A 12567-nucleotide genomic window follows, 5' to 3' on the forward strand; every position below is an offset into this window, starting at 1 on the left:
CTGCGGCGGTTCTTCTTTTCGGGATGTCAGACGCGCTTACGGGGCCAGTTTGCCGTTGCGCTGCTGGATCATCATGAAAGTGTCGAAGGTGTATTCCGACGTCTGGGCATAGAGATACCAATCGTCACGGAATTGCAGCATGGCGTCATACTGCTTTTTGAACCATTCGTTTTCGGCCGACAGCTCTGCATAGACTTCGTTGGCGGCATCGAAGGCTGCGGTCAGGATTTCCTCGCTGAACGGACGCAGCTGGGCGCCTGCGCCAACCAGTTCTTTCAATGCGGCGGGATTCTTGCTGTCGTATTTCGCCAGCATGTTCTGATCGGTGGCCTGGGCGCAGCTGCGAACCAGCGATTTATAGTTGTCGGGCAGCTGGTCCCACTGTTCCTTGTTGAAGAAGAAGCTGACCGTCGGGCCGCCTTCCCAGAAGCCGGGATAGTAATAATAGGGCGCGACTTTCTGGAAGCCCAGCTTGTTGTCATCATAGGGACCGACCCATTCGGTTGCGTCGATCGTGCCCTTTTCCAGCGATGCATAGATGTCGCCACCCGCGATCTGCTGTGGCACCACGCCCAGCTTGCCAACCACGCGGCCCGCAAGCCCCGCGATGCGCATTTTCAGACCTTGCAGATCCGCAAGGCTGTTGATTTCCTTGCGATACCAGCCACCCATCTGGGTGCCGGTGTTTCCGCCGGGAAAGCTGACCAGATTATACTGTTCCAGAAACTCGTTATAGTTTTCCAGACCGCCGCCATGATAGTTGAAGGCCGCCTTGGCGCGCCCTGAAAAGGTGAAGGGAAGATCGGCGCCGCAGGCAAATGCCGGGTCCTTGCCCCAGTTGTAATAACCGACCGAATGCGCACATTCGACGGTGCCGTCGGTTGCGGCGTTGATTGCATCCAGCCCGGGCACGATTTCGCCACCGGCAAAGACCTGAATCTTGAACTTGCCGTCGGTCGCCTCTTCCAGGCGTTTGGCAAGCTCGGGGCCACCGCCATAGATGGTATCCAGCGAGGTCGGGAACGACGATGCCATGCGCCAGTTGATCGAGGGCATTTCCTGGGCGATGGCTGGTGCGGCCAGGGTGGTTCCTGCTGCGGCAGCGGCACCGCCCACGGAAGCCCGCGTCAGGAAAGAACGCCGGTCCAGAGCTTTGGATTGTTTCATGTAGTCTCCTCCAGATGGGTCGGGTGGGACGATCGCCCCGACGAATACCCGCCCTGCATAAGCCAGCAGTTTAGCCAGTAACGTGCACCTGTCGAGGGGGCCAAGCAGGTAATATTTCGGGATTAATTCGCTTTACCCTGCGTCATCCGGCGGTCGCTCACCACTTTGATCGTTAGGGCTGAAAATGCCCCGCCCGATACATCCGGACGGGGCATCTGTCTTAGCGCAGGATCGAACGTCCCGCGTATTCGGCGGTCTCGCCCAGCATTTCCTCGATGCGGATCAGCTGGTTGTATTTTGCCAGCCGGTCCGAACGCGCCAGCGAGCCGGTCTTGATCTGCCCGCAATTGGTAGCCACGGCCAGATCGGCAATGGTGGCATCTTCGGTTTCGCCCGAACGGTGCGACATGACACTGGTGAAACCGGCGCGGTCGGCCATGCGCACGGCGTCCAGCGTTTCCGACAGTGTGCCGATCTGGTTCACCTTGACCAGCAGGCTGTTGCCACAGCCCTTGGCAATGCCATCAGCAAGGCGAACAGGGTTGGTGACGAACAGGTCGTCCCCGACCAGTTGCACCTTGTCGCCCAGCTTGTCGGTCAGCAGCTTCCAGCCGTCCCAATCGTCTTCCGCACACCCATCTTCGATCGACAGAATCGGATAGTCGGCGCAAAGCGCGGCAAGATAGTCGACATTCTCGGCAGGGGTCAGGGATTTTCCTTCGCCCTTCATCTCGTATTTGCCGTCCCTGAAATATTCCGTCGATGCACAGTCCAGCGCCAGCATGATATCGTCGCCTGGCTTGTAGCCGGCTTTCTCGACCGCCTTCAGGATGAAATCCAGCGCGTCACGGGTGCTGGACAGGTTCGGCGCAAAGCCGCCCTCATCGCCGATGCCGGTGGACAGGCCAGCCGCCGACAGTTCCTTTTTCAATGTGTGGAAGACCTCGGAGCCCATTCGCACGGCTTCGCGGATATTGCCCGCACTGACCGGCATGATCATGAATTCCTGAATGTCGATCGGGTTATCGGCATGTTCGCCGCCATTGATGATGTTCATCATCGGCACCGGCAGCACACGTGCCGAGGTGCCGCCGACATAGCGATACAGAGGCTGGGCGCAGGCTTCGGCAGCGGCCTTGGCGACGGCCATGGACACGCCAAGAATGGCGTTGGCGCCGAGACGGCCCTTGTTGGGGGTGCCGTCCAGATCGATCATCAGTGCGTCGATGGCACGCTGCTCGGTGACATCCTCGCCGATCAGGTTCTCGGCGATCTCGCCGTTTACGGCGGCAACAGCTTCCAATACGCCCTTGCCCATATAGCGCGACTTGTCACCGTCGCGCTTTTCAACGGCCTCATGCGCCCCTGTCGATGCGCCCGAAGGCACCGCGGCACGCCCCATGGTGCCGTCTTCCAGCGTGACATCGACCTCGACAGTCGGATTGCCGCGGCTATCCAGGATTTCTCGGGCGAAAACGTCGATGATGGCGGTCATGAGCCTCTCTCCATTAATCAATGTTAGCGCCTACATACTTGCCGCCGGGGCAAGTAAAAAGCGCCAATTTCATGGCAGGGTGATTTCGGCCCAGATCGGCAGGTGATCCGATGCCATTCGGGCAGGCATTTCGTTGAAAACACCGCTGCGCAATAACCGGAGGTCGCGCGAAATGACAAACTTGTCCAAGGCAAGTTGGGGCATCGGGGCGGGATAGGACGGGCCCGGCGTCACGATTCTGTATTGAGCCAGGGATTCCAGGCCCCGATCGTCGCGCCATTCGTTGAAATCACCCATCATGACGATATGATCTTCCGAGATCCGCGCGGCCTGTGCTGCGATACGTGCCAGCTGTGCGCGCCTCGATGAACGCGCCAGGCCCAGATGCATGCCGATGACCGTGATGTCAGGCAGCCGGATGGCCAGGGCGCCACGGGGTTCCAGACCGGGCAATGGCAGACGCCGGATCACGGCCTGCCGGGCCAGATCGGGCCGTAGCAGCAATGTTTGCCCGTGCCATCCAAGCGATCGCACGCCCGTCCGACCTGAAATCTCCAGAGGAACCAGGCCGGTTTCCTTTTCGATCAGACTGCGGGGCAGGGCCTCGGGGCGGGCTCCAAAGCGGAAGTCTACCTCTTGCAAGGCAATGATGTCGGGTTTCAGCGCGCGAATGACGGCCAGATTGCGTTCAGGCGCGTGCGGGCCGGTCATGCCACGGCATTTGTGAAGGTTGTAGCTGGCCAGTCTTAACACGCGCGCCCCTGCGTTCCCGTAGAAAACACCATAACCTCGACCGTCAGCACCGCAAGGGTGTGGTCGGGTGTAATCCGGTCAGGTTCCGCAATAGGTATGCTGAACAACCTGTTGCGGCGTCGGCTTGTCGGCCAGATCGTTCCATTCATCCCGATGATCGCAGGGATGGGTGATCGCCGCGAACAGCCTTTCGAACGGAGCCAGATCGTCAGCCACGGCCGCGGCGATCACCTCTTCGATGCGATGGTTTCGCGGAATTCTTGCCGGATTCGCTCGGCGCATCACATCGATATCGGGGCCAAGCGCCTGCCAGCGCCCGGTCCAGTCGTCAAACGGGGCCGGATCCACGAATTCGGCCCGGGCGCTGCCATCTGCAAGGCCCGCGAATACGCGCGTGAAATCTGCGCGCTGGCTGGCCATTGTCGTCAGCAGTTCCTCGATCAGCGGCTGGGCCGCATTGCCGTCATGCAGGCCCAGCTTTTCACCAAACCGCCTTAGCCACGCGGCCTGATAAAGTGGGGCGAAACTGTGAACGGCCCGGGTCGCGGTTTCGATTGCAGCATCGCGATCACCCATCAGCGGGATAAGACAGGTCGCCAGTTGCGCGAGGTTCCAGACGGCGATCTGTGGTTGTTGTGCCCAGGCATACCGTCCCGCTTGATCGATCGAGGAAAACACCGTGTCGGGGTGATAATTGTCCATGAACGCACAGGGGCCATAGTCGATGGTCTCGCCCGAAACCGCCATGTTGTCGGTGTTCATGACCCCGTGAATGAAACCAAGGGCCATCCATTGCGCAATGGTTTCCGCCTGTCGCGCCACGACCTGTTCAAGAAATGACAGCGGGCCGTTTGCATGCGGGTAATGGCGGGACATAACATGGTCGACCAAGGCCGACACTGCCTCGGTCTGGCCGCGCACGGCGAAATACTGAAAGGTCCCGACCCTGATATGGCTGGCCGCCACACGCGTCAGCACGGCACCGGGCAGGCCATGTTCGCGCCATACGGTTTCTCCGGTGGCGACGGCGGCAAGGGCGCGGGTCGTGGGCACCTGCATCGCGGCCATGAATTCGCTGACGATATATTCGCGCAGAACCGGACCCATCCATGCGCGCCCGTCACCCCGACGCGAAAATGGCGTCTGGCCGCTGCCCTTGAGCTGGATGTCAAAGCGCGTGCCGTCAGGCGCGATCATCTCGCCCAGCAAGACCGCCCGTCCATCACCCAGCTGTGGAACAAACCCGCCGAACTGATGCCCGGCATAGGCCTGGGCCAATGGCTCGGCACCTTCGGGAACCTGGTTGCCTGCCAGGATCTGGACCCCTGCATCCGATCCAAGCCACGCAACCGAAAGGCCCAGCCGCGTCGCCAGTTCGCAATTCAACGCCAGCAATCTGGGTTCCGCAACGGGGGTCGGGCTGACCCGGGCAAAGAATCCTTTGGGCAAGCGGGCATAGCTGTTGTCAAAGCGGATCATGCTGTGACCTCCTGTTTCGTTTATCTAGGAACGCAAGAGGCATAGAAAAAGGGCCGCCCCTGCGGGCGGCCCCAAATTTAGCGGCTCAGGACTTAACCTTGGGGTTTGACATGGGGTGAACGCGTGATCCCGGCACCATGCAACAACCCGGCAAGCAGCCCCCCCGCCAGTGGCGCCAGGATGAACAGCCACAGATCCGCCAAGGCCTGTCCGCCGGCAAAAAGGGCCGGGCCGATCGAACGTGCGGGGTTCACGGAGACGCCCGTGACATCGATGCCCACCAGATGGATGCCGGCCAGGGTCAGGCCGATGGCCAGCCCGCCGAAACCGACAGGGGCATCGGATTGGGTGGCACCCAGAATGACGGTGACGAACAGGAACGTCGCCACGAATTCGAAGATCAGAGCCGCCAGCATCGAATATCCGCCATTATATCCTGCACCATAGCCGTTCTGGCCCAATCCGTTTTCAGCAAGTGAATAATCGGCCTTTCCGGACGCGATCATCAACACCACGGCGGCGGCTGCGACCGCGCCGAGGATCTGGGCAATGCAATAGGTCACAAAATCGGACATCCCCATGCGCCCGGATGTCAGAAAGCCAAGGGAAACTGCCGGATTGAGCTGTGCGCCCGAAATGGCACCGAACCCATAGGCCGCCGCGACGATCGAGAACCCGAAAGCCATGGCAATGCCGTGAAAGCCGATCTGATCGCCCATCAGAACTGCGGAACCGACGCCGAAAAAGACCAGGATGAAGGTTCCGATAAATTCGGCGATTGCCTTGCTGGACATGTTGGATCTCTCTTGAAAAAATATGGTGATCGTTAAAGGTGATAACATTTTCGCGATCAGGGCGATTTGGTCAAGCAATAAACACATCTGTCCCACCCCTTGCGTGTGGTGGGCTGGGCGCGTATCGCGTTGCCGAAAGGAGCCAGCCGATGAAATTTCTCGATCTCGCCAAAGTTTACATCCGCTCGGGCGGCGGGGGCGCGGGCTGCGTGTCGTTCCGGCGCGAGAAGTTCATTGAATATGGCGGGCCGGATGGCGGCGATGGAGGGCGTGGCGGTGATGTCTGGGCCGAAGCCGTCGAAGGGCTGAACACGCTGATCGATTTCCGGTATCAACAGCATTTCTTTGCGAAATCGGGCCAGCATGGCATGGGCAGCCAGATGACCGGCAAATCAGGCGACGACATCGTGTTGCGGGTGCCGGTCGGAACCGAGATTCTGGAAGAAGACGAAGACACCGTTATTGCCGACCTCACCGAGGTCGGTCAGCGGGTGCTGTTGGCCAAGGGTGGAAATGGGGGCTGGGGCAACCTGCATTTCAAATCCTCGACCAACCGCGCCCCCCGGAATGCCAATCCGGGCCAGCCCGGAGTCGAACGCACCATCTATCTGCGTCTCAAGCTGATCGCGGATGCCGGTTTGCTTGGCTTGCCCAATGCAGGCAAATCGACATTCCTGGCCGCCGTTTCCAATGCGCGGCCCAAGATCGCGGATTATCCGTTCACGACGTTGCACCCGAATTTGGGGGTTGTGGGCGTTGACGGGCATGAATTCGTTGTCGCCGATATCCCCGGATTGATCGAAGGCGCCAGCGAGGGGCGCGGCATCGGCGACCGGTTCCTTGGCCATGTCGAACGCTGTGCGGTGCTGTTGCACCTTGTCGATGGCACATCCGAAAATGTGGCCGAAGACGCCCGGACGGTGCTGACCGAGTTGCAGGCCTATTCGCCGATCCTGATGGACCGGCCACGTGTGACGGCGCTGAACAAGATCGATGCGCTGGACCCCGACACGATCGCCGAACGTCGCGCCGAGCTGGGGGCCGAGATCGGCGGACCGGTTCATCTGATGTCGGGTGTTGCGCAACAAGGTGTCACCGAAGTGCTGCGCACCCTGTGGACCGAGGTCGCCCCCACCCGCGAGATCATCAAGGACGAACCCGACGCACCATGGCAGCCCTAGCCCCAAGCCTGAATGCCGCGCGACGGCTGGTGATCAAGATCGGATCGGCATTGCTGGTCGGTCCGGATGGATTGCGGTCGCAATGGCTGCGGGGCCTGTGTGGCGATGTGGCCGAATGGCGGCGCAGGCAATGCGATGTCGTGCTGGTGTCTTCCGGGTCGATCGCGCTTGGCCGAAGGGTGCTTGACCTGCCCGATGGTCCCCTGCCGCTAGAACAGGCGCAGGCAGCCGCTGCGGTCGGGCAGATCCGGCTTGCGCGCGCCTATGAGGAAGCACTGGCACCGCATGGGGTGAAAACCGCACAGATTCTGCTGACATTGGAAGACAGCAGCAATCGCCGGCGCTATCTGAACAGCCGCGCGACCTTGCAGACCCTGATGTCCCTGGGCGTTGTGCCGATCGTCAATGAAAACGATACGGTGGCCACGGACGAGATCAGGTTTGGGGACAATGACCGCCTGGCCGCGCAGATTGCGGTGACCTGCGGTGCGGACCAGTTGTTGTTGTTGTCGGATGTTGATGGGTTGTATACGGCGAACCCCAAGACGGATCCGACCGCGCGCCATCTGCCGGTCATCGAGTATTTGACCCCCGAGATCGAGGCCATGGGCGGGGATCCGGTGTCGGGGCTGTCCAAGGGCGGGATGAAAACCAAGCTGATGGCGGCGAGAACCGCCGTATCAGGCGGCTGCGCGATGGCGATCGCAGAAGGCTCGGTTGATCGGCCGTTGACGGCGGTCATGAATGGCGCCCGCAGCAGTTGGTTCCTCGCCGAAGGCGACCCGCAGGCGGCGCGCAAACGTTGGATTGCCGCAATGAAACCCAAGGGAACGCTGGTCATCGATGCTGGCGCGATGCAGGCATTGCAGCACGGAAAATCGCTGCTGCCTGCCGGGGTTGTCACGGTCGCCGAGACATTCGGCCGCGGCGAGCCGGTGAAGATCACCGGTCCCGAGGGGCAGTCACTGGGTTGTGGGCTAAGCCGTTACACCGCAGATGAAATCCGACGCATTGCGGGCAATCACTCGGGGCGTATCGAAGCGATTCTGGGGTATCCGGGCCGTGCGGCGGTCATCCATCGCGATGACATGGTGCTATAGGCCCCGGGCGACGCTTTTCGATCCGCGCACCAGCCGGTTTCCGCCGCTGCCTTGCATCAGCCGCGCGGCCTCGGGGCCGGGGGGCGGCAGGGACAGCGTGGCTTCGCGCAGGATCGCGATGGCCTCGTCGCTGTTCCTGGGGAGTGACCTGGCCGGGATCGGTTTGCCAATCGTAATTCGATAGGATTGACGCGGCTTGTTCAGCACCTCGTTGAACAGCGTGACGTCGCGCAATGTGGGATGCAGCGCATCCAGAAGGTAAAACAAGGCCGAGTTGCGCGCCCGAATCCGCAAGGGAATGACCGGCACGTCGAATTTGCGTGCGATCATCGCGGCGCTGGCCATCCAGGGGCGCTCGGTCAGGGTCAGGCCGCTGCGTTTTGCCAGCCGCCCCGAAGGAAAGATCAACCCGATCCGCCCGGCGCCAAGAGCGCTGCGGGTGTAATCCATCGTGGCCTTGGTCTTGGCGTGACTGCGCTTTTCCAGCCGCCATTCGACCGGGGCGATCAGGTCTGCCATCTGGGGCAGGACGCGGATCATGTCCTGATTGGCATAGATGAACAGATCATCGCGAAGTGGCGAAATCATCGCATTCAGGAAAATGCCGTCGGCAATGCCGGTCGGGTGGTTCGAAACGATCAGCGCGGGTCCGGTGGCGGGAATATGGTCCATGCCGTCAACCTGAAGGTCGCGCACGATCAATTGCGCCATTCTGCGCATGATTTCCTGAACGGGCAGATCGCGGAATTCGGCCCCAAGACGGATCGTGCGCGGATATTGCAGCAATCCCATCATTGCCAGCCGCGCAAGCCGGTGATGCGGTTTTCCCGAATAGAGCCAAGGGGCCCGCTCGGCGATGAGCGGGTCCAGACGTGCGCGCATATCGGCGCGGGCTTGGGCAGATCGGTCAATCATCCCGGGTATCCTGCCGTGGCTTGATCAGGTTCACAAGCGGGCATTGCCGCCGGCGGCAATCATTCGCGACACCATTTCGCCAAGATTGCGGCTGATCCCGTCCATGTCCGCGATCCGTTGCAGGGCATTCAGGGCCTTGGCTCGCCGTTCGGGATCATAACGCGACCAGGTTTCAAAGGCCGTAGACATCCGCGCGGCGATCTGAGGGTTGGCCCTGTCCATCTTCATCAACCATTCTGCGGTGAAATCATACCCCTTGCCATCAGCCCTGTGAAAACCCGCGTGATTGGCGGCAAGCCCGCCCAGAAGCGCACGAAAGCGGTTTGGGTTCTTCCAGTCGAAATCGGATCGACGCGCCAGTTCCGTCGCCACATCGGCGGCGTCTTCGGGTGCAGCAGCCATGGGCTGCACGGCGAACCATTTGTCCATGACAAGCCGGTTCGATGCGAATTGGTCTGCCATCGCTGCAAGGGCGGCCTGACCGCGACCGCGCCTGATCAGGCAGGACAGGGCGGCCATGCGTTCGGTCATGTTGCCTGCTGTGCCGAACAGAACCTCGGCCCGATCGCCACCGTCGATCCGGTTCAGCAATCCCAACGCGGCGATCCGCAACGCGCGTTTCGCGGCTGCTTCTGCATCGGGTGAATAGGCTCCGGGCACCGCCATGTCGTCATAGATCTGGGCCAGAAGATGCGCATGGGCATTCGCGACGCGGCGGCCCAGATCCTCGCGCGCCCCGTGAATGCGGTCCGGGTCGGGCGTCGTGCCCGCCGCCGCCAATCGGGTCGCTATTTCTTCTTCGGAAGGCATGTTCAGGCACAGGGCACGAAATGCAGGGTCCGCCCTCTGGTCACCGGCAAGCTGGCCGATCGCGTCAACATATCCCGCGCCGGCATCCTTGCCCATGGCCAGATCGGTCAGTGCCGACAGGGCCAGTTCACGCCCGGCTTCCCAACGGGCAAACGGATCCGTGTCATGGGCCAACAGAAATGCGCGCATGTCATCATCGATCTGGCGGTTCAGCATGACGGGCGCCGAAAAAACCCGCAATGCCGAAACCACGGGCTGTGCGCCCAACCCGTCGAACACGAAATCCTGTTCCGGTTGATCCAGTTCCAGAATACGGGTCTTGCCGACCTCTTGACCGTTCGGCCCGATCAGCCCAACGGCAACGGGAATAACGCGGGCAGGTTTTTCCGGCTGGCCCGGCGTGGCGGGGGTGTGCTGGCGCAGGGTCAGTGTCAGCCGACCATTTGCGGCGTCCCAGCTTTCCTGCATGTCGACATGCGGGGTGCCTGCATCCGTATACCAACGCTTGAATTGCGACAGATCGCGGCCCGTCGCATCTTCGAAGACCTTCAACCAGTCTTCGATCGTGGCGGCATCGCCATCGTGGCGGTCGAAATACAGATCCAGTGCCTTGCGGTAACCGTCATCACCGACAAGCTGACGCAGCATGCCGATGACCTCGGCACCTTTTTCATAGACCGTCGCGGTGTAGAAATTGTTGATTTCCTGATAGTGGTCCGGGCGGACGGCATGGGCCAGCGGCCCCTGATCCTCGCGGAACTGCCGGGCGCGAAGGGTCTGCACATCAGCGATGCGTTTCACCGGTGCGCTGCGCATGTCGGCGGTGAACTGTTGGTCGCGATAGACCGTCAACCCTTCCTTCAGGCAAAGCTGGAACCAGTCGCGGCAGGTTATGCGATTGCCGGTCCAGTTGTGGAAATACTCATGTGCGATAACGCCTTCGATACGTTCGTAATCGCCATCGGTTGCCGTTTCCGGCGAGGCAAGGACCAGCTTCGAGTTGAAGATGTTCAGCCCCTTGTTTTCCATTGCACCCATGTTGAAATCATCGACCGCGACAATGTTGAAAACCTCCAGATCGTATTCGCGACCATAGACCTTTTCATCCCATTGCATGGATTTGATCAGCGATTCCATTGCGAATCCCGCGCGATCCTCGTCGCCGGGGCGCACCCAGACATTCAGCGCGACGTCACGGCCCGACATCGTGGTGAAACGATCACTGATTGCGACCAGATCCCCCGCGACAAGCGCAAAAAGATAGGCAGGTTTGGGCCAGGGGTCCTGCCAACGCGCCATTCCCGGACGGCTTTCGACCGGATTGCCGTTGGACAACAGAACCGGCTTGTCGGACTGAATCGTCACATCAAAGGGCGCCATCACATCGGGGCGGTCGGGGTAGAAGGTGATATGGCGAAAGCCTTCGGCTTCGCATTGGGTGCAAAACATGCCACCCGAGATATAAAGACCTTCGAATGCGGTGTTCGCTGAAGGATCTATTTGCACCTCGGTTTCCAGCACGAATGTCGTCCGGGGCAGGGCCTCGGCGCGAATCGTCAGGGTTTCGCTCTGACGCAGCACCATTTCGGCCGCAGGCTCGGCCCCGTCGATCGTCAATGACAAAAGCGTCAGCCCTTTGCCGCCGTCAAGAACCAGATCCCGGGGATTGGCCGGGTCGCGTGGCTGAAAGCTCAGCCTGGCGGTGACTTGCGTGTTGTCGGGCGCAAGCTGAAAGGACAGCGCCGTCGAATTCAGCGTGAACGGATAGGGGCGATAATCGGAAAGATACTGGGTTGCGTGCTGTTGCGGCTGAGACATTTTGCTCTCCGTTCAGAAAAAAGCTGCGCCTGGGATGGAACCCGACGCTTTCGCTTGTGTTAATCGCCTGTAAGCCGGGTCGCAAGCCGGGCCTCTGCGTCTATGCGATTGACTTGGGGGCGCGGCAGGATCACAGGGATACAAGTGTAACCCGGTGTTTCGAAAGTTTAATGGAGGCCAGTAATGACCTATGACCCGAACGACCCCAAGCGCACGAATCCCGTAGACAGCGATCCGGCCGCGCCAAAAGAGGCCTATGTGGAACCGGTCGAGCGCCGTTCGTCGCCGCTGCCGTTGATCATTGGCGTTCTGCTTGCGCTTGCGCTGGCCTATTTCGTGCTGCAGCGCTTCATGACCGAAGATACTGTGGAAGTCGAAGGCGACACCACGACTGTAACCACCGAAGAAGCGCCGGCTGCAGCTGTCGAAGATGCGACGACCGAGGCTGAAACCGCAGTCGAAGACGCTGCCGCAGATACCGAGGCTGCTGCCGATGCAGCCGCTGCGGATGCAGAGGCTGCCGTTGATGATGCCGTCACGGATGCCGAAGCTGCGGCCGACAATGCCGAAGCTGCTGCGGAAGATGCGGCCGCCGACGCGGAAGCCGCTGCCGATGATGCTGCGGGTGATGCCGAAGCCATGGCTGACGACGCAACGGATGCCGCCAGCGAAGCCGCCGACGAGGCTGCCGCCTCGGCTGAAAGCGCGGCAGACGCAATTGGTCAGGCTGCCAGCGATGCCGGAGAGGCCGCTCAGAACGCCGCAAGCGATGCGATCGACGCGGCGAACGAGGCGATCGAAGACGCAGGTGATGCGTTGAACGACGCGATCACGGTCGAAGACCCGGCTGCCGATACGACCGAGCCCGCCACGACCAACTGATTGATCGACCCGAAACCATGAAAGGGCCGCGCAACTGGCTTGCGCGGCCCTTTTTCATTCCTGTCCCTGCATATTAATCATCGATGCGTGGCAATAAGAAAGCTCGCGCCCTTGTGAAAGATTATTGCGCGATGCTATGGAGTGCCGGTTGCGAACTCAGGACACGGGGGCTT

General features: G+C 60.9%; 10 protein-coding genes. 3 read left to right on the forward strand and 7 right to left on the reverse strand.

All coding sequences use genetic code 11. From position 1 onward, the window contains the following. Positions 1 to 36 precede the first annotated feature (36 nt). From PAF17_RS17005 to PAF17_RS17025, 5 genes are all read right to left on the reverse strand, one after another. Complete coding sequence (locus tag PAF17_RS17005; protein WP_271890321.1) at positions 37 to 1149, reverse strand: TRAP transporter substrate-binding protein; 1113 nt, start codon at positions 1147 to 1149, stop codon at positions 37 to 39. A gap of 238 nt (positions 1150 to 1387) precedes the next feature. Then, positions 1388 to 2662 carry a phosphopyruvate hydratase gene (eno, locus tag PAF17_RS17010; RefSeq protein ID WP_271890294.1) on the reverse strand — a complete coding sequence of 425 codons (1275 nt, stop codon included), beginning with the start codon at positions 2660 to 2662 and terminating at the stop codon, positions 1388 to 1390. A gap of 69 nt (positions 2663 to 2731) precedes the next feature. Continuing rightward, positions 2732 to 3415 (reverse strand): endonuclease/exonuclease/phosphatase family protein, encoded by a 684-nt coding sequence (locus PAF17_RS17015; RefSeq protein ID WP_271890295.1) that lies wholly within the window; start codon positions 3413 to 3415, stop codon positions 2732 to 2734. Between the two features lie 78 nt (positions 3416 to 3493). Next, entirely contained in the window at positions 3494 to 4894 is a 1401-nt protein-coding gene (locus PAF17_RS17020; protein ID WP_271890296.1) for a protein adenylyltransferase SelO, read from the reverse strand. Positions 4895 to 4986: 92 nt separating this feature from the next. Further along, a complete protein-coding gene (locus PAF17_RS17025) occupies positions 4987 to 5688 on the reverse strand; it encodes an aquaporin (protein ID WP_271890297.1) in 702 nt (233 codons plus the stop codon). 149 nt (positions 5689 to 5837) lie between these two features. Here PAF17_RS17025 and obgE point away from each other — a divergent pair, with 149 nt between their 5' ends. Both obgE and proB read left to right on the forward strand, forming a co-directional pair. After that, the gene (gene obgE, locus PAF17_RS17030; protein ID WP_271890298.1) at positions 5838 to 6869 is read left to right on the forward strand and encodes a GTPase ObgE; all 1032 of its coding nucleotides are present in this window, start codon (positions 5838 to 5840) and stop codon (positions 6867 to 6869) included. Next, positions 6857 to 7969, forward strand: a complete 1113-nt coding sequence (proB, locus tag PAF17_RS17035) for a glutamate 5-kinase (protein WP_271890299.1) — start codon at positions 6857 to 6859, stop codon at positions 7967 to 7969. Before obgE ends, proB begins: the two co-directional genes overlap by 13 nt. On the opposite strand, the gene PAF17_RS17040 is transcribed toward proB, so the two are convergent. Both PAF17_RS17040 and pepN read right to left on the reverse strand, forming a co-directional pair. Then, a complete protein-coding gene (locus tag PAF17_RS17040; protein WP_271890300.1) occupies positions 7964 to 8884 on the reverse strand; it encodes a 1-acyl-sn-glycerol-3-phosphate acyltransferase in 921 nt (306 codons plus the stop codon). The genes proB and PAF17_RS17040 overlap by 6 nt on opposite strands. Before the next feature lie 30 nt (positions 8885 to 8914). Beyond that, a complete protein-coding gene (gene pepN / locus PAF17_RS17045; protein WP_271890301.1) occupies positions 8915 to 11512 on the reverse strand; it encodes an aminopeptidase N in 2598 nt (865 codons plus the stop codon). 183 nt (positions 11513 to 11695) lie between these two features. Between pepN and PAF17_RS17050 the strand changes: the two genes are divergently transcribed. After that, positions 11696 to 12394, forward strand: coding sequence for a hypothetical protein (locus tag PAF17_RS17050; RefSeq protein WP_271890302.1), 699 nt, complete (start codon positions 11696 to 11698; stop codon positions 12392 to 12394). The last annotated feature ends 173 nt before the right edge of the window (positions 12395 to 12567 follow it).

Source organism: Paracoccus onchidii (genome assembly GCF_028294535.1).
Lineage (GTDB): Bacteria > Pseudomonadota > Alphaproteobacteria > Rhodobacterales > Rhodobacteraceae > Paracoccus > Paracoccus onchidii.

Bases quoted from the DNA above. Each gene is read 5' to 3' on its own strand.
- eno (WP_271890294.1), bottom strand. From the start codon at position 2,662: ATGACCGCCATCATCGACGTTTTCGCCCGAGAAATCCTGGATAGCCGC.
- PAF17_RS17020 (WP_271890296.1), bottom strand. From the start codon at position 4,894: ATGATCCGCTTTGACAACAGCTATGCCCGCTTGCCCAAAGGATTCTTT.
- PAF17_RS17025 (WP_271890297.1), bottom strand. From the start codon at position 5,688: ATGTCCAGCAAGGCAATCGCCGAATTTATCGGAACCTTCATCCTGGTC.
- obgE (WP_271890298.1), top strand. From the start codon at position 5,838: ATGAAATTTCTCGATCTCGCCAAAGTTTACATCCGCTCGGGCGGCGGG.
- proB (WP_271890299.1), top strand. From the start codon at position 6,857: ATGGCAGCCCTAGCCCCAAGCCTGAATGCCGCGCGACGGCTGGTGATC.
- PAF17_RS17040 (WP_271890300.1), bottom strand. From the start codon at position 8,884: ATGATTGACCGATCTGCCCAAGCCCGCGCCGATATGCGCGCACGTCTG.
- pepN (WP_271890301.1), bottom strand. From the start codon at position 11,512: ATGTCTCAGCCGCAACAGCACGCAACCCAGTATCTTTCCGATTATCGC.
- PAF17_RS17050 (WP_271890302.1), top strand. From the start codon at position 11,696: ATGACCTATGACCCGAACGACCCCAAGCGCACGAATCCCGTAGACAGC.